This is a genomic window from Paraburkholderia youngii, from assembly GCF_013366925.1.
Classification (GTDB): Bacteria; Pseudomonadota; Gammaproteobacteria; order Burkholderiales; family Burkholderiaceae; genus Paraburkholderia; species Paraburkholderia youngii.
Genome location: NZ_JAALDK010000001.1, coordinates 4385895 through 4403230, shown reverse-complemented (window position 1 = coordinate 4403230; position 17336 = coordinate 4385895). Strand labels below are relative to the sequence as shown.

Below are 17336 nucleotides of genomic sequence, written 5' to 3'. Positions count from 1 at the left end.
GCCCCTTCCGATGATTCGCAGGAGCCGGATTTTGCCTGATTTCCATCCCGTGACGGCGCTGCGTCGGCGCGCGCTGATGCCGTTGTGCGCGCTGCTGATGAGCGGCTGCGCGACCTATCACCGCGAACCGCTCGCGCCGCAGGTCACCTCGACGTCCGCGCGATCGCTCGAACGGGTCCGCATCGATCCCGCGAGCATGCCGCTGCCCGAGTTGGCCACCCATCGGTTCGATCCCGCCGACGGGCTCGACATCGACGAAGTCGCGATGCTCGCGGTCGCCAACAACCCCGATCTGAAGCTGGCCCGCGACGATCTCGGCATCGCCCGCGCGCAGGCTTATTCGGCGGGTCTGCTGCCCGATCCGCAACTGAGCGTGTCGAGCGATTATCCGGGCGCGGCCGGCACCACGCGCGCGTTCAATTATGGCCTCAGCATCGACGTGATGGCGATCGTGCTGCGCAGCGCGAACAAACAGTCCGCCGACGCGACGCTGGCGAAGACCGATCTCGGCCTTCTGTGGCAGGAATGGCAGGTCGTCGCGCAGGCGCGCCAGCTGTTCGTGAAGAGTTGCTTTCAGCAGCGCACGCTGCCGCTGTTGCAACAGCAACGCGAACTCGCGCGCACCCGTTACGAGCGCATGGCCGCGGCGCGCGCGGACGGCAATCTGACCGACGATACGCTCACCGCCGCGCCCATCGCTTACAGCGACGCGCGCAAGCAGTACACGGACGCCGAGCGCGCGGCCGCGCAAACCCATCACGATCTGAACGCTCTGCTGGGTCTCGCGCCCGACGTGCAATTGCAGTTGCAGGCAGGCCACGACGACGAAGTCGCACCGCTCCCCGACGCCACGCTCGACTCAGCGCTCGCCGAGCTCGCGCACCGTCGCCCCGACCTGATCGCGCTACAGGCCGGCTACGAAGCGCAGGAGCAGAAATACCGCGCGGCGATTCTGAGCCAGTTCCCGAGTCTGTCGGTCGGTTTCGTGCGGGCGCGCGACACCTCGAACATCTACACGAGCGGCTTTCAGATCAACCTGAGTCTGCCGATCTTCAACCGCAATCAGGGCAATGTCGCGATCGAAAAAGCGACCCGTCAGCGGCTTCGCGACGAGTACCAGACCCGGCTGAACCAGGCGTATGCGGACGTCGCCCGGCTGCGCGAGGACAGCGCGATTCTCGCCCGGCAGTTGCAGCAGACCGAAGCCGCATTACCCGGCGTCGAGCGCTCCGCGCGCGAAGCCGCGGCGGCCTACGCCGAACACAACCTCGCGCTCGGCGCGTACACCGACGCGCAAAGCGCCGCGCTCGCGAAACGCATCGACGTCGCGACGCTGCGCGAAGCGCTCGACGAACAACGCGTCGGCTTGCAGGCGCTGCTCGGCAGCGCGATTCCCGACGCTTTCACTCCCGCTCAAACTTTCATCGACACTCATGCGAAATAGCCTGTTTCCATCGCGGTACGGATGGCCGCGTGTTGCGGCCGTCGCCGCGCCGCTGGTTTGCGCGGTCCTGCTGTACGCAGCAGTCCATCCGGTTCGTGCGGACGACAACCCCGCCAGCGAAACTCAATCGTCGGTCGCGGTGCAGACCGTGCACGTGCAGCGCGCCGCGATCGCGCAGCCGGTGCGCGGCTTCGGGATCGTCGCGACCACCGCGTCGAACCTGACGACGATCAACCTGCCCTATGTGTCGCGTATCGCACAGATGCGCGTGCAGGCGGGCGAGACCGTCAAGCGCGGCACGCCACTGTTCGTCGTCCAGGCCGATCCTGCCGCGGTGCTTGCCGCAACTCAGGCGAGAAGCGCGCTGACGCTCGCGCAAGGCGAACTCGCGCGGACCCGGTCGCTGTACGACAAAGGTCTCGCGACGCAATCGCAGCTCGCGAGCGCGAGCAAGGCCGTCGACGATGCGCGCGAAGCGCTCGCCGCGCAGACTCAGAGCGGCATCGCAAGCGGCAACAAGGTCGTGACCGCGCCGTTCGACGGCGTGGTGCTGCAGCTGTCGGCGGCACAGGGCGACCAGGTGCAGGCTGGCGCGGCGATTCTGCAACTCGCGAGTGGCGCGAGCCGTGATGCGCGCGCAAACGTGACGCTCGGCGTCGAGCCCACCGACGCCGCAGCGATCCATCCCGGCGATGCCGTTACGCTGCACGGCCTGTCCGCGGCACTCGCGCAGACGTCGATCGAAGGCCGTGTGGTGCTCGTCGGTGCCGCGATCGATCCGCAATCGCAACTGGTCAACATCGGCGCGACGGTACCGCTCGCGCAGACGCCGTTCATTCCCGGCACACGCGTTTCTGGCGACATCGCGACCCGCACGGGCACGCACTGGATCGTGCCGCGCGCGGCCGTGCTGCAAGATGGGCAGCATGCGTACGTGTTCCAGATCACGCCGCAAAACAAGGCGCATCGCGTCGCAGTGAGCATCGCGATCGAAAACGGCGAGCGCTACGGCGTCGATGGCCCGCTCGACCCCATGCTCGGCGTCGCCACGAGCGGCAACTACGAGCTGAAAGACGGCATGGCGGTCCGCGCCGCGGGAGATGGCGCGCGATGAACTTCGGCCAATGGATGCAGACGCATCGCCGCTCGCTGCTGTTCGTCATCGCGTTGCTCGCGATTGCCGGCGTGTTGAGCGCGTTCCGTCTGCCGATCTCGCTGTTTCCGAACGTCGCGTTTCCGCGCGCGGTCGTATCGCTCGACGCGGGCGACCGCCCCGCCGAGCAGATGACCACGCTCGTCACGATGCCGGTCGAAGAAGCGCTGCGGCGCGTGCCGAACGTGCGCGACGTCGAATCGACGACGAGCCGTGGCGCCGCGGAGATTTCGCTGAACTTCGACTGGGGCACCGACATGGCGCAGGCGACGCTGCAGGCTCAATCGGCGATCAGCGAAATTCTCGCGACGCTGCCGCCCGGCACGACGATGCAGGTGCGGCGCATGGACCCGACCGTGTTTCCGGTGCTCGCGTACAGCCTCACGTCGAAGCAACAGTCGCTGTCCGCGCTGCGCGATCTCGCGCAGTTCCAGATGCGGCCGCTGCTGTCGTCGGTGGAAGGCGTCGCGCGCGTCGAGGTGACCGGGGGCGCCGAGGACGAGTTCGAGGTCGCGGTCGATCCCGCCCGCCTCGCCGCGTACAAGCTGTCGCTCGCCGATGTATCGAAGGCGATCGGCGCGAGCAACGTGCTGATGGCAAACGGCCGCATCGAAGATCACGACAAGCTGTACCTCGTCGTCACCAACTCGACGATCACGCAGCTCGACGAACTGCGCAACGTGGTCGTGTCCGCCAACGGCAATGCGAACGGCGCGCAGATCCGTCTCGGCGACGTCGCGATGGTGCGCCAGGGCGTCGTGCCGCAATGGATGCGCGTCACCGCCGATGGTCAGGATGCGGTGCTCCTGAACGTGTACCAGCAGCCCGGCGCCAACAGCGTCGCGATGGCACGCGCGATCCGCGCGAAGATTGCTGCGTTCCAGCCGCAGATGCCCGCGGGCGTGCATCTGTCGAATTGGTACGACCAGAGCGAACTCGTGATCGCGTCGGCCACCAGCGTGCGCGACGCGATCATGATCGGCATCGTGCTCGCGGCGTTGACGCTGTTCTTCTTCCTGCGCAACTGGAAGATCACCGCGATCGCGGTCGCGCTGGTGCCGGTCGTGATGGCCGCGACGATCCTGCTGCTCGACGTGTTCGGCATGGGCTTCAACATCATGACGCTGGGCGGTATGGCGGCCGCGGTCGGCCTCGTGATCGACGACGCGATCGTGATGATCGAGCACATCGTGCGGCGCATGCGTGAAGCCGGCGCGCGCGCGTTCCATGGCCGCGTGATGGCCGCGGCGCTCGAATTCACACGGCCGCTCGCGGGTTCGTCGGCGGCAACGCTGATCATCTTCGTGCCGCTCGCGTTTCTGTCGGGTGTGACGGGAGCCTTTTTCAAGGCGCTGTCGCTGACGATGGCGAGCGCGCTGTTCATTTCGTTCCTCGTCACGTGGCTCGCGGTGCCGATCCTGTGCGACCACTGGCTGAAGCCCAAAGACGCCGAGGAGCACCAGGAAACCCGTTTCGCCGCATGGCTGAACCGGCGCTATGCGGTGACGATCGGCCGCGTGATCGCACGGCCGCCGCTCGTGCTGCTCGGCGTCGTGCCGTTGATCGTCGTCGCGGCGTTCGCATTCACGCGCGTCGGCAGTGGCTTCATGCCGAGCATGGACGAAGGTGGCTTCGTGCTCGACTATCACACGCAGCCGGGCACGTCGATCACCGAAACGGACCGGCTGATGAAGCAGATCGAGCAGATCGTGCGCGCGAACCCTAACGTCGCGACCTATTCGCGCCGTACCGGCGCGGGCCTCGGCGGCGATCTGAACGAGCCGAACAAGGGCGACTTCTTCGTGCGCCTGAAGTCGGGCAAGCGCGAACCGATCGACACCGTGATGGAGGAAATCCGCTCGCAGATCGACACACAGGTGCCGGGCGTCAGCATCGAGCTCGCGCAGCTGATGGAAGACCTGATCGGCGATCTGACCGCGGTGCCCCAGCCGGTGCAGATCAAGATCTTCTCCGACGATCCGCACACGCTCGACACCACCGCGCGCAGAGTTGCCGCGCGTATCGGCCAGATTCACGGCATCGTCGACGTGAACGACGGTATCAACCCGGCCGGCGACGCGATCGAGCTGCACATCCTGCCCGCCGCCGCGGCCGAAGGCATGGACCCGCAGGCGATCGCGCAGGCCGTCACCGACATGCTCGAAGGCAATGTCGCGACGCAGTTCCAGAGCGGCCCGAAAACGGTAGGCGTGCGCGTGCGCGTGAACGGCGCGCGCCAGATGACCGATACGCAACTCGGTCAGTTACAGATTCGCGCGCCGGACGGGCATCTGTTCGCGCTGAAGCGCGTCGCCGATCGCGTGAGCGTCACCGGTCAGCCCGAAATCAGCCGCTCGAATCTGAAGCGGATGGTCGCGGTCACTGCGCGCATCGACGGGCGCGATCTCGGCTCGACGATCGCTGACGTGCAGAAGGCGCTCGGCAACGCGGACCTGCTGCCGTCGGGCGTCTATTACGAGCTCGGCGGTCTGTACCAGCAACAGCAGATCGCCTTCAAGGGGCTCTTGACCGTGTTCGGCGCCGCGATCGCGCTCGTGTTCGGCCTGCTGCTGTTCCTGTACGAACGCCTGCGTGTCGCGCTCGCGGTGCTGGCAATGCCGCTCTTCGCTGCCGGCGCGGTGTTCATCGGCCTTTGGATCACCGGCATCGAGTTGAATATCTCGGCGATGATGGGTATGACGATGATCATCGGCATCGTGACGGAAGTTGCCATCTTTTACGTATCCGAATTGCAGGCGCTGGTGCGCGACGACGAAATGCCGTTCGACGACGCGTTGCAGGCCGCCGGCCGCAATCGTCTGCGGCCGATCGCGATGACGACGATCGCCGCGATCCTCGCGCTGTTGCCGCTCGCGTTCGCGCTGGGGCAAGGCTCGGCGATGCAGCAACCGCTCGCGATCGCGATCATTTCCGGACTGATCGTCCAGTTGCCGCTCGTGCTGTTGCTGCTGCCCGCGTTGCTGAAGCTATTGATGAAAAAGCAGCCGGTGTGAGCGCGGCCCAGGTTTTCCGCGTTTCGCGAAGCTGACGCTACGCAAGCACATCCGCGAACCCGCCGACTCGCGCGCCGAGCGCGCGGATCGCGGCGGCCACCTTTGGCGACAACAGCGCCTGCAACTCGTCGGCATGCCGGTAGTCGTGCATGCCCTCGCTGAGCGCGTCACCGGCCAGCGCCGGATGACAATAGATTTCGCCGACGCCATGCGGCAGATTCGCGAGCGCGGCGAGCCAGCTCGCCTCGTCCATGCGCCCGCTCGCCGCAATGCCGACCACGTAGTCGTTGTGCGCGATCCCCGCGCGCTCGAGCCGCGTCTTCACGTGCGCGACCCACGGCCGCAGCCACAGCGGCGCGTTCGCTTCGAACGGCAGACGCATCGCCTTCATGCCGTAGTCGCGGCCGATGTCGAGGATCAGGCCGAGCACGGTCGGATGCAGATGAAAATGCTTGTGCGTGTTCACGTGGTCGAGCCTGAGGCCGGTCGCGGCGAAGGCTTCGAATTGCGCGCGGATTTCGTAGGCGAGTTGCCGGCGCACGTGCGGCAGAAAGAAGAAGCGCACGCCGTCGCGCACCATGTTGCTGCCGAAGCGGCCGTTCTCGTCGAGCAGCGCGGCGACCTGCTCGCGCGGCGCCAGCGCGGCGCCGTCGGCCAGCACCAGATGCAGGCCCACGCGCAGTTCCGGCAGCGTATGCGCGCGCGCAACCGCGTCTTCGGCGGCCGGCGCGCCGACCATCAGACTTGCCGCGCGCAGCACACCGTTGCGGTGCGCGCGCTCGACCGCGAAATTGACGCGCTGATGCAGGCCGAAATCGTCGGCGGTGATGATCAGTCCGCGCGGCTGGGCCGGTTTGCCGCGCGCTATCACGTGAGGCTGTCCAGCCGGCCGCTGCGCTCGGCGGACGGCGTGCCGAGCTGCATGCGCTCGCCGCGCCACACGACGTGCGAACCGAACGCGCTGACGAGCCACTGGAGCGCGAGCAGCGTATCGCGCAACGGCACCAGCGGCAGATCCCGCCAGAACGTGCGCGCACGGCGCGCCGCACGCAAATGCAGCAGCAGGCGCGCACCAACGCAGAGCGCGGTCGCCGACGCGCTCGCGACCACCGCCGCGAACGGCGCGTGAGCACAGGTTGCGAGCGACACGGTCAGCCCTGCGCTCGTCAACAGCCACGGTGTGGGGAATGTGATCAGCAGCGACACGAAACCCGGCGGATTGACCGAGCGGATCGTGCGCAGCCAGCGCGTTTCGCGCTGCCACAGCGCCGCGAAGGTCGGCTCGATCACGTCGGTGGCGACCATCACCCGCGACAGCACCGTTTGCAGACCGAGAGCGCGCACGTGCTCGGCGAGCCAGTAGTCGTCGGCGAGGCAGTTTTTCAGTGCCTCGAAGCCGCCGATGCGCTCCAGCGTCGCGCGCCGCAACGCGAGGGTCGCGCCGAAACCGAAGCGGCGCGAGCCCATCGCATGGGCGACCCGCACCGACGGCGCGAACCACTCGTTGATGAACAGCGCACCGACGCGCGGCCAGAAGCCGCCGACGCCGCGCGCGACGTACAGGCACGTGACCACGCCGACGCTCGGGTCCGCGAGCGGCGCGGCGACGCTGTCGAGATAGTCGGAGTCGACCGCGATGTCGCTGTCGGCGATCACGATCACGTCGTGGCGAGCGCGTGCGGCCATGTTGATCAGGTTGCTGACTTTCAGATTGCTGCCATGTACGCGCGTGTCGATCGCGAGTTCGATGTCGCACCTGGGATAGGCGGCCTGCAAGCGGCGCACCACCGCGATGGCGGGATCGTGCGGCGACGACACGCCCAGCACCAGCTGAAAATGCTGATGCCGCTGCTCGCAGAAGGTCCGGAGATTCTCGTAGAGACGCGGTTCGGCGCCGCACAGCGGCTTCAGCACGCTGACACCGACCTGCGCGAACGGCCCGCCTGGTCCATCGGACGAACCCACTAGCGAACCGCCGTATGCGCCATTGACCGCCCTGCCGCCATGATGGTTCGATTTATGCCGCGCGGTGAAAAACGGCATGGCGAGCGCGGCGGCTACCGTGTAGATCGAAGCGCTAACGCAGCCGGCCAACAGAAGCCATTGACATGCAATCAACGCGTGGGCCGCCATCGTGTGTCGTCCGTATCCGTCAGTGCTCGGCCAGCACGAACGGTTGCCCCGTTAGCCGGAGGTGAAGCACGACGAGCCACCGGCGTGGACAGTTCGCTGAGATCACGGCGGGCCATGCGCCGCGAGCAGCGCGAATCGCGTAGTCGCGCCGCACCGCGAGCTCGAAGGCGACCTCGGAGAATTCGCGCGCAATCACTACGCCGCCGATGATCAGCGCGAGCGCGAACAGCCTGAACGATGCTGAAGCGAAAAAAGCGTCAGAGACCGGCAGTACAGGCAGCGCGATGCACAGCAGCGCTTCGGTGCCTGCGGCGGTCAGAGACGCGACTAGCAAATGGGCTCGTAGCATGTCGATGGTGACTCGCTTCATAACGTGCCTCGTGCGGGGCCTTGCAGCCTGACCGGATGCTGGCATTGGGCGGGACTCGTCGATACCGTCCATTGACGCTATCGACCAGCATAAAGAATGCCTCGCGCGTCACTCCATCGAAGTCCTTACGATCAGGTTGCGATGGCCTGACGACAACCTGGTCTCGCACATGCATCACGATCTGCGACGACCATTTTATAGCGCGTCGATGGTATCGATTCAAGCTGAAGGAAACCTTAAGCATCCGCATGGCATAAAGCGGCTAACGAACGGCGTGGTTACACTTCGAAACACCGGCGGATTGTTCGTATAGACGCATCAATGCCGCTTGCATAAAAATGCAGGACGTTATGCAATAAATCCCCACATTGGAACATTTGCCTCATGCGCTTACTCCTCGTAGAAGACGACGAGCTCATCGGCTGCGGTGTCGAAGCGGGCCTCCGCCAGGCCGGCTTCACGGTCGACTGGGCACGCGACGGCCACAAGGCCAGCCTCGCGCTCGACACGACTCAATATGCATTGGTGGTACTCGACCTCGGCCTGCCACGCGTGAGCGGCACGGAGCTGCTCAAACGCATGCGCGACGCCGGCAATGACGTGCCGGTGCTGGTGTTGACCGCGAAAGGCACGGTCGTCGATCGCGTCGGCGGTCTCGAAGCGGGCGCCGACGACTATCTCGGCAAGCCGTTCGATCTCACCGAGCTGGTCGCGCGGTGCCGCGCGCTGTTGCGCCGCGCACAAGGTCGCAGTATCGATCTGATTCGTTACCAGAATCTGACAGTGAATCCGGCCGCGCAAACAGTGCAGATCGACGAGGCGCGCGTGCCGCTTACATCGCGCGAATGGGCGATTCTGCTGCAACTGCTGACCAATCTCGGCATTCCGCAGTCGCGCTCGCGGCTCGAAGAAAGCCTGTACGGCTGGCAGGAAGAAATCGAAAGCAATGCGATCGAGGTGCATGTGTCGAACCTGCGCAAGAAGCTCGGCGCAAATCTGATCAAGACCGTGCGCAACATCGGCTATGTGATGGAGAAAGAATGATCGGTCCGTCGATCCGGCGGCGCCTCGTGCTGCTGGTGCTGGCGAGCATCGCGCTCGTCTGGGGCGGCGCGCTCGCGTCGAGCTACCGGCAGGCGACGCGCGAAGTCGGCCTATGGGAGCAAGCCCGCCTCGCCGAACTCGCGCAGATGCTCGCGCTGCTCGATTCGGCCAATCTGATGACGCTCGCGAATGCGCGCATCGACCTGCGCGAAGAAGAGCGAAACGGCGAAGCCGGCGCGAACAACTACGATGACGACGACACCCTGCCGCGCGATGCGCTTTTCCAGGTGCGCTCGGCCGACGGCGTCGTGCTGGCAGGCAGCCCGCAACTGCATGCGCTGGCCGCGTGGGATTTGCCGTTGCCGCCCGCGAGCGGCGCGCAAGACGTGATGCTGGTCGGTGAGCTCTATCACTCGTTCACGTTGCGCGAGACCGTGCTCGGCCACAGCGTGCGCGTGTTCGAGCCGGCCAATACCCGCAGCGACCTGGTGAGCGAAATCGCGAGCCGCATCGCACGGCCCACGCTGATCGCGCTGCCGGTGCTCGCGGTGCTCGTGTGGTTCAGCATCGGCTGGAGCCTCGCGCCGCTGAAGGTGCTATCGGCCGCGCTCAGTTCTCGCGACATCAACCGCATGGAACCGGTCGGCATCGGCCGCACGCCGCTCGAGGTGCGCCCGCTCGTCGATGCGATCAACCAGATGCTCGCGCGTCTGCAGCATGCGCTCGAACTCGAACGCGCCTTCACCGCCGATGCCGCGCACGAACTGAAGACGCCGCTCGCCGCGATCAAGGTGCAGGCGCAGGTCGCGCTCGCGGAGCCCGACATCGGGCTGCAGCGGCTCGCGATGGAGCGCGTCGTGCAAGGCGTCGATCGCAGCGCCCGGCTCGCCGAGCAGTTGCTGCTGCTCGCGCGGCTCGACGTGCAGGAGAAGCTGCCCACCGAGCCGGTGAAGCCGGCCGCGATCGCGAGAGATACGCTGCTTGCGAACCGGCGTAATGCGCAGCAAAAGCACATCAACGTGATGCTGGTCGGCGACATGCTCGCCGAGATCGATGCGGAGCCGGTGCTGATCGGCATCCTGCTCGACAATCTGCTCGACAACGCGATCAAGTATGGACGTACGGGGGGCAATATCGAAGTCGCGGTGCGCCATGCCGACGAGCACGTGCAGCTGAGCGTGCGGGACGACGGTCCCGGCGTCGAGCCAGACGATCTCGCGCGCCTCACGAACCGCTTTTTCCGCGCGACCGGCAATCAGGCGACCGGCAGCGGGCTGGGGTTGTCGATCGTTGCGCGGATCGCCGAGCATTTCGGCGCGAGTCTGCAGCTAGGCGCGGGAATCGGGGGCCGGGGGCTGGCGGTGCAGGTGTCGTTTCCGGCCTATCGCGCGCCGCGCTGACGGCGCGCGGCATGCGCGTCGAAGACGCGAGCGGGAAGCGGGAAACCGCGCGCCGATCGCTCAGCGCCGCTCGCCGCCGCGGTTCACGTCAGCGACGCCCGAACGCTGTTTGGCCAGCCCGGCGCCCACCCCGTGTGGCGCGGCATGCGGCCGCGCGCTGCCGGACGCCTCGAACAACTGCCACGCGATCAGGCCCGGCACGAACATCAGCAGGTCGCGAATGCGCCGCGCGGCCGCGAGCGCAAGACAGGTGGCGGGATCGAGCCCGAGTGCGCCGCCAATCAGTACGAAGGCGCCCTCCTGCACGCCGAGACCGCCCGGCACGAAGAACGCGGCGCTGCTGACCGCCTGGATCAGCGATTCGATCACGATCGCCTCGACGAGCGTCACGCGCGCGCCGAGGAAATACAGCGCGAGCCAGATTTCCAGCGAGGTCAGAACGCATTGCAGCGGCTGCCAGAAAAACAGATAGCGCAGCACGACCGCGCGGCGTCGCCAGATCACCTTGATCGATTGATCGATCTGCGCGGACTGGCCGACCAGCGCGGTCAGCTTGCCGCTCGTCATATTGTTTGCCACGCGCGTGATGCGCTCGAACGGATTCGCATGCTGCACGAGCCCGAACAGCAATAGCAGCGGCGTCAACGCGACCACGCCCCACGCGAGCTGCCCGGCGAGCCGCAGCGCGCCCGATTGCGCGTTGGCGAACAGAAAGCCGATGCCGACCATCGTGAACATCAGCTGACTGATCAAGGTCAGTTGCATATCGACGATGGTGCTGGCGACCGCTGTCGATGGCCGGACGCCCCAGCGCTTGAACATGCGGAACGCCACGAGTTCGCCGCCGATCCGCGCGACCGGCAGCATGGAGTTGACCGATTCGCGCACCCATACCAGATGCATCATCCTGCCGAAGCTCGGGCGATTCGCGCCGCGAATCAGCGAGCGCCAGTCGCAGGCGTTGGCGACCATTGGCAGCACGTGCGCCAACGCGGCCAGCACGAGGCCCGCGCCGGCTGCGCGCAACGCGCTGAGCACCGCGCGCGGATCTTCGCGCCAGACCAGCCACAAAGAGATCAGCAAACCCGCGAGCGCGGCCGCGCGGCCCAGATGCTTCATCATGCGGGCACCTCGCACGCGACCTCGATGGGCGCGATGCGCCGCACGCCGCGTGCCGCGGTATGTGATGCCGTATGGGTTGCCGAGTGCGCCGCCGCCTGTGCCGCCTGGGCCGCCAGGCCGCTGCCGTGCGTCTCGAGTGCGGTGCTGTGTCGCCCGCTCGATCCTTCTTCGCTCATTGCCCGCCCAATCTGCCGTTCGTTCGTCATTCGTCCTGTGCCGCCGACAGCAGCCCGTCGCCGTCGACCTTGAAGCTGAAGCCCCGCCAGATCACCCGCGAGGAGCGGAAGCTCGCGACGAAAATCGCAAACGATACGATATCCCATAACGGCAGTAGCCACAGATCGCGGCAGCGCTGACGCAACGCCCGATCCGCGCGCCACTTCAACGCGACACGCGCGAGCACCGTCACTGCCGCGAGCAGCCACGCCCACGGCGCGCCGCCCGAGCACGCGAGCGCGAGCAGCGCGAACGGCAACGGATGCACGAGCGCGGTACCGAAGTGTCCGAGCGGATCGATGCGGCGGATCGTGCGGCTCCAGCGCAGTTCGTGCGTCACCAGTTGCGCGGCGCTCGCTTCGACACAGGCATGCGCGATCGCGAACGGCGGAATCGTGACCTGCTCGCCCGCCGCGCGCACCGCCGCGCCGATTTCGTAGTCTTCGGCCAGGTGCCGCACGAACGGCTTGAAGCCGCCGATCCGCTCGTAGGTGTCGCGCCGCATCGCGATGGTCTGACCGAAGCACGGGCGTGCGAGCCCGAGCGCGAGTCCGGTGACGACGCCCGGCAGGAACTGGTAGTTGGTGGCGATCGCCGACAGCCGCGGCCAGAAACCCGGATCGGGCTGGCCGCGATACGCGCAGGTGACGAGCCCGACGCCCGGCTTCTGCAATTCGCCGATCACGTTGCGCAGATAGTCGGGGCCGACGCACACGTCGCTGTCGGCGAACACGAGCACGTCGTGGCGCGCCTGCGGCAGCATGTTGAGGATGTTGCTGATCTTGCGGTTCGGGCCGTACAGGCGCGCATCGGCGACCACGGCGATGTCCGCGCGCGGATGCAGGCGCCGCAGTTCGTCGACGGTTTGCAGCGCGGGGTCGGCCGAGTCGTGCACGCCGAACAGGAATTGCACGGGCCCCGGATAATCCTGGGCGCAGAAGCTCGACAGATTATCGAGCAGCGCCCACTCGTTGCCGTGCAACGGTTTGATCACCGTAATGGGTGGAAAGCTGGAGGGAACGGCCACCGCCCTCGCGAAGAAGCGCCCGATCAGCGCGCTTGCGAGCACGGTGTAGCCGATGCCGACAACAGTCGCCGCCGCGCACGCGTACGCGAGCGTGACGGCGGCGATGTGTACGGCGCTCACGCCTCGTGCGCGCGCAGGAAGCGGAAAAATTCGACGCCTTCGCGCAGGCGCCGTTTCATCATGTCCCAGCTCGTCAGCATTTCGCGCAGGATCTCCCAGATCTTCGACGGCCGGAAATAAAAGCGTTTATAGAAGTTCTCGAGCTGGTGGTACATCTCGTCGCGCGACAGATGTGGATAGCCGATCGCCGCGAGTTGCACGCCCTGCTTGCTGACGAGATTGATCACCTTGTTCTCCGCGAGCCAGCCGCTCTCGACCGCCTGGTGATAGAGCCGGGTGCCCGGATACGGCGCGGCGAGCGACACCTGGATGGTCAGCGGATTGATCTCTTTCGCGTACTCGATGGTCTTCTGGATCGTTTCCTGGGTCTCGCCGGGCAAGCCGATAATGAAGGTGCCGTGCACCTTGATGCCGAGCGTGCGGCAGTCCTGCGCGAAGCGCCGCGCGATGTCCGTGCGCAGGCCCTTCTTGACGTTCAGCAGGATCTGGTCGTCGCCGGACTCGTAGCCGACCAGCAGCAGGCGCAGGCCGTTTTCCTTCATGATCTTCAGCGTCGAGTAAGGCACGTTGGCCTTCGCGTTGCACGACCACGTGACGCCCAGCTTGCCCATGCCGCGCGCAATTTCTTCGGCGCGCGGCTTGAAGTCGGTGAACGTGTCGTCGTCGAACATGATCTCCTTGACTTCGGGCATGTTGTCGCGAATCCACTTCACTTCCTCGAGCACGTTCTCGACTGAACGCACCCGATAGCGATGGCCGCCGACCGTTTGCGGCCACAGACAGAACGTGCACTTCGAGCGGCAGCCGCGGCCGGTGTACAGCGACACGTACGGATGCTTCAGGTAGCCGTTGAAGTAGTTCTTGATGGTCAGATCACGCTTGTAGATCGGCGCGACGAACGGCAGCTCGTCCATGTTCTCGAGAATCGGGCGCGCTTCGTTGTGTTCGATCGAGCCGTCGGGGGCGCGATAGCTCAGGCCCAGGATCTGCGAGAACGGCTTGCCCTCGGAGATTTCCTTGCAGGTGTAGTCGAATTCCTCGCGGCAAACGAAGTCGATGGCCTCGGTCGCGATCAGCGAATTATGCGGATCGACCGCGACCTTCGCACCGACCATGCCGATCAGCAGCGACGGCTTGCGCTTCTTGAGGTCCTGGGCGAACAGTGCGTCGGTCGGGAAGGATGGCGTGCTGGTGTGAATCACCACCAGCTCGTATTGCGAAGCGATGTCGAGCGCGGCTTCAACGGACAGGCCGTCTGCCGTTGCGTCGAGCACGCGGCTGTCGGGAACGAGTGCGGCGGGTTGTGCGAGCCACGTCGGATACCAGAACGAGCGAACTTCACGCTTGGCCTGATAGCGCGAACCCGCGCCACCATCGAAGCCGTCGTACGACGGCGCCTGCAAGAACAGAGTTTTCATGGATGCTCCAGCAAGCCTTTATAGGCGCTTTCAGTTTTCAGTCAGGAATCTATCTGTTCCATTGCCCGAATGCAGGTCGTGAAAGCCTGTGCTCGAGCCGCACGTAGCGGCGGCCGCGGTCCTGAAAGGCCACGGGCAGTGGCGCAAATAGTACGGAGCAAAGCTGAAGGAAACCTGAAGAATAATACTGCGTTCAGACCGTCCGCGGCATGCTCCGATGGGTCGATTTGTGCGATCGACGCGCTCGTGTAGCCGTGTCGCATCGATGTCCTATCGGTGTGGTACATGCATAGGTTGTCGCGTGGTTTGCGGGCTAGCCCCATTGGCGCCTCCGATGCACATCACATTCACGGGCGCGAACGCGCGGCCCGACGCGTCGCTTATTGCGCAAGATGCCTTGCCCATTCGAGCCAGCCGAGATTGAGGGCCGCGTTTACCACTACGCCCGTCGCCGACGCGAGCGCGGCGATCATGGTCCAGAAGGCCGAGCGCCGAGCCGCGCGCGCCGATGTGTGCGCGGCGGCCGCCGCGTCGCGCGACGCGCTCGCCGCCGCCTGCGCGATATGCGACGACGCCTCCATGCGCGCGAGCGACCTCAGCGCGAAACCGCGCTCGTCGTCGTGCGTGGCCGCGGCCGCGTCGTGCTCCGCTTCATCGCGCTGCGCCTGTTCGAACAGATAGCGATGACAGAACGGTGTAAGCGGTTCGTCGGGATAGCGCGCGGCGAAGGTCTTCGCATAAGCGGCGCCGCCATTGCGCTCGATCTCCGCGTAGGCGGCGTCCTTATCCATCGTTACCTCGCATGCGGATGAACCGCCATGCCGACGTCACACGGGCTTGATATCGGCCGCCTGCTTGCCTTTCGGCCCCTGCTTGATTTCGAAGCTGACTTTCTGGTTTTCCTGCAACGACTTGAAACCTTCGGATCGAATCTCCGAAAAATGCGCGAACAGATCTTCGCCGCCGTCATCGGGGGTAATGAAGCCGAAGCCCTTCGCGTCGTTGAACCATTTCACTGTTCCGGTTGGCATGGCGATGTCCTCGTGACGCGCTGTAGTAGCGGTTGAATGGATGAAGCGCTGCGTCTCGCAGGCGTTTCGTGCGGCGCGGACGCGGCACCTCGGCGTGACCCGCAAAGTCGCTCCGGTGCCAAGTCTCAGCAAACCGCATGCCACGAGCGGAGGCCCGCGGTCCGCGTCCGGTGCGATTGCCCGCAATCAGATAAGATAATTGATATCGGCAATTCATTCATGGCCGCGTAGGTGTGTCGCCTCGTGCCGCACAACCACGCGGCCTGTTGTTTTCCCTCTCACAGGAACCCAGCATGGCCATCTCGAGCTATACCGATACCCGTCTTCTGATCAACGGCGAATGGTGTGACGCCGCCAGCGGCAAGACCCTCGACGTGATCAACCCCGCGACCGGCCAGGCCATCGGCAAGGTCGCGCATGCCGGCATCCCCGATCTGGACCGCGCGCTCGAAGCCGCGCAGCGCGGCTTCGAAGCCTGGCGCAAGGTGCCGGCCAACGAGCGCGCCACCATCATGCGCAAGGCTGCGGCTCTCGTGCGCGAGCGCGCCGCCGACATCGGCCGCCTGATGACGCAGGAACAGGGCAAGCCGTTCGCCGAGGCGCGCGTCGAAGTGCTGGCGGCCGCGGACATCATCGAATGGTTCGCGGACGAAGGCCGCCGCGTGTATGGCCGCATCGTGCCGTCGCGCAACCTCGCCGCGCAGTCACAAGTGCTGAAGGAGCCGATCGGACCGGTCGCCGCGTTCACGCCGTGGAACTTCCCGGTCAACCAGGTCGTGCGCAAACTGTCGGCGTCGCTCGCCTGCGGCTGCTCGTTCCTCGTGAAGGCGCCGGAAGAAACCCCGGCGTCGCCGGCGGCCCTGCTGCAGGCATTCGTCGAAGCCGGCGTGCCGGCCGGCACGGTCGGCCTCGTGTTCGGCGATCCGGCCGAAATCTCGAGCTACCTGATCCCGCATCCGGTGATCCGCAAGGTTACGTTCACCGGCTCGACGCCGGTCGGCAAGCAGCTCGCGGCGCTGGCCGGTTCGCACATGAAGCGCGCGACGATGGAACTCGGCGGCCATGCCCCGGTGATCGTCGCGGAAGACGCCGACGTCGCGCTCGCGGTTAAGGCAGCCGGCGCCGCGAAGTTCCGCAACGCGGGCCAGGTCTGCATTTCGCCGACGCGCTTCCTCGTGCACAACAGCATCCGGGAAGAGTTCGCCGCGGCGCTCGTCAAGCACGCTGAAAGCCTCAAGCTCGGCGACGGTCTCGCCGAGGGCACGACGCTCGGACCGCTCGCCAACGCGCGCCGTCTGAGCGCGATGGCCAAGGTCGTCGACGACGCCCGCAAGACCGGCGCGAAGGTCGCGACGGGCGGCGAGCGCGTGGGTACCGAAGGCAACTTCTTCGCGGCCACCGTGCTGACCGACGTGCCGCTCGAAGCCGACGTGTTCAACAACGAGCCATTCGGCCCGGTCGCCGCGATCCGCGGCTTCGACAAGCTCGAAGAAGCGATCGCCGAAGCGAACCGTCTGCCGTACGGCCTCGCCGGTTACGCGTATACGAAGTCGTTCGCCAACGTGCATCTGCTGTCGCAGCGCATGGAAGTCGGCATGCTGTGGATCAACCAGCCCGCCACGCCGACGCCGGAAATGCCGTTCGGCGGCGTCAAGGATTCCGGCTACGGCTCGGAAGGCGGCCCGGAGGCGATGGAAGCCTACCTCGTCACCAAGGCTGTCACGGTAATGTCGGTTTAATCACCTGATTTAATCACCTTGATCGCGCGCTTCGGTAACGGCGCCGCGGGTTTGCCGCTCGCGTCGTTCCCGAGCACGGATCAACCGGTCTGCCAGGTCCACGAG

The 17336-nt window shown here is 66.0% G+C and carries 15 protein-coding genes; 6 read left to right on the top strand and 9 right to left on the bottom strand.

The annotated features are described in order from the left end of the window. Window positions 1-31: 31 nt before the first annotated feature. The 3 genes from G5S42_RS20210 to G5S42_RS20200 are packed head-to-tail and all read left to right on the top strand — an operon-like array spanning window position 32 to window position 5611. Window positions 32-1444 carry a TolC family protein gene (locus G5S42_RS20210; protein WP_176108413.1) on the top strand — a complete coding sequence of 471 codons (1413 nt, stop codon included), beginning with the start codon at window positions 32-34 and terminating at the stop codon, window positions 1442-1444. Beyond that, a complete protein-coding gene (locus tag G5S42_RS20205; RefSeq protein ID WP_176108412.1) occupies window positions 1434-2558 on the top strand; it encodes an efflux RND transporter periplasmic adaptor subunit in 1125 nt (374 codons plus the stop codon). The genes G5S42_RS20210 and G5S42_RS20205 overlap by 11 nt, the downstream gene beginning before the upstream one ends. After that, window positions 2555-5611: an efflux RND transporter permease subunit gene (locus G5S42_RS20200; RefSeq protein ID WP_176108411.1), complete on the top strand. Its 3057-nt coding sequence runs from the start codon at window positions 2555-2557 to the stop codon at window positions 5609-5611. Before G5S42_RS20205 ends, G5S42_RS20200 begins: the two co-directional genes overlap by 4 nt. Before the next feature lie 37 nt (window positions 5612-5648). Here the strand turns inward: G5S42_RS20200 and hpnK are convergent, their stop codons facing one another. Genes hpnK through G5S42_RS20185 form a run of 3 tightly spaced genes read right to left on the bottom strand, consistent with a single transcriptional unit; the run spans window position 5649 to window position 8114 of the window. Next, window positions 5649-6482 carry a hopanoid biosynthesis-associated protein HpnK gene (gene hpnK, locus G5S42_RS20195; protein ID WP_176108410.1) on the bottom strand — a complete coding sequence of 278 codons (834 nt, stop codon included), beginning with the start codon at window positions 6480-6482 and terminating at the stop codon, window positions 5649-5651. Next, window positions 6479-7744 (bottom strand): bacteriohopanetetrol glucosamine biosynthesis glycosyltransferase HpnI, encoded by a 1266-nt coding sequence (gene hpnI / locus G5S42_RS20190; RefSeq protein ID WP_176108409.1) that lies wholly within the window; start codon window positions 7742-7744, stop codon window positions 6479-6481. Before hpnI (G5S42_RS20190) ends, hpnK begins: the two co-directional genes overlap by 4 nt. A 19-nt stretch (window positions 7745-7763) precedes the next feature. After that, entirely contained in the window at window positions 7764-8114 is a 351-nt protein-coding gene (locus G5S42_RS20185) for a hypothetical protein (RefSeq protein ID WP_176108408.1), read from the bottom strand. Between the two features lie 384 nt (window positions 8115-8498). Here G5S42_RS20185 and G5S42_RS20180 point away from each other — a divergent pair, with 384 nt between their 5' ends. Together G5S42_RS20180 and G5S42_RS20175 are read left to right on the top strand one after the other, a co-directional pair. Then, the gene (locus tag G5S42_RS20180) at window positions 8499-9158 is read left to right on the top strand and encodes a response regulator (protein WP_013089566.1); all 660 of its coding nucleotides are present in this window, start codon (window positions 8499-8501) and stop codon (window positions 9156-9158) included. Further along, window positions 9155-10558: an ATP-binding protein gene (locus G5S42_RS20175; protein WP_176108407.1), complete on the top strand. Its 1404-nt coding sequence runs from the start codon at window positions 9155-9157 to the stop codon at window positions 10556-10558. The genes G5S42_RS20180 and G5S42_RS20175 overlap by 4 nt, the downstream gene beginning before the upstream one ends. Before the next feature lie 60 nt (window positions 10559-10618). Here G5S42_RS20175 and G5S42_RS20170 read toward each other — a convergent pair whose 3' ends face one another. The 6 genes from G5S42_RS20170 to G5S42_RS20145 all read right to left on the bottom strand — a co-directional run bounded on the left by G5S42_RS20170 (window position 10619) and on the right by G5S42_RS20145 (window position 15492). After that, window positions 10619-11680, bottom strand: a complete 1062-nt coding sequence (locus G5S42_RS20170; protein ID WP_176108406.1) for a lysylphosphatidylglycerol synthase domain-containing protein — start codon at window positions 11678-11680, stop codon at window positions 10619-10621. Continuing rightward, window positions 11677-11856 (bottom strand): hypothetical protein, encoded by a 180-nt coding sequence (locus tag G5S42_RS20165; RefSeq protein ID WP_246392040.1) that lies wholly within the window; start codon window positions 11854-11856, stop codon window positions 11677-11679. The genes G5S42_RS20170 and G5S42_RS20165 overlap by 4 nt, the downstream gene beginning before the upstream one ends. Window positions 11857-11882: 26 nt before the next feature. Then, the gene (gene hpnI, locus G5S42_RS20160) at window positions 11883-13043 is read right to left on the bottom strand and encodes a bacteriohopanetetrol glucosamine biosynthesis glycosyltransferase HpnI (protein ID WP_176108404.1); all 1161 of its coding nucleotides are present in this window, start codon (window positions 13041-13043) and stop codon (window positions 11883-11885) included. Continuing rightward, entirely contained in the window at window positions 13040-14461 is a 1422-nt protein-coding gene (gene hpnJ, locus G5S42_RS20155) for a hopanoid biosynthesis associated radical SAM protein HpnJ (RefSeq protein WP_176108403.1), read from the bottom strand. The genes hpnI (G5S42_RS20160) and hpnJ overlap by 4 nt, the downstream gene beginning before the upstream one ends. Window positions 14462-14841: 380 nt before the next feature. Then, entirely contained in the window at window positions 14842-15252 is a 411-nt protein-coding gene (locus G5S42_RS20150; protein WP_176108402.1) for a hypothetical protein, read from the bottom strand. A 36-nt stretch (window positions 15253-15288) separates the two neighbouring features. Continuing rightward, window positions 15289-15492 (bottom strand): cold-shock protein, encoded by a 204-nt coding sequence (locus G5S42_RS20145; RefSeq protein WP_007181784.1) that lies wholly within the window; start codon window positions 15490-15492, stop codon window positions 15289-15291. A 293-nt stretch (window positions 15493-15785) separates the two neighbouring features. On the opposite strand from G5S42_RS20145, the gene G5S42_RS20140 reads away from it, so the two are divergent. Further along, complete coding sequence (locus G5S42_RS20140) at window positions 15786-17231, top strand: NAD-dependent succinate-semialdehyde dehydrogenase (RefSeq protein ID WP_176108401.1); 1446 nt, start codon at window positions 15786-15788, stop codon at window positions 17229-17231. Window positions 17232-17336: the final 105 nt, after the last annotated feature.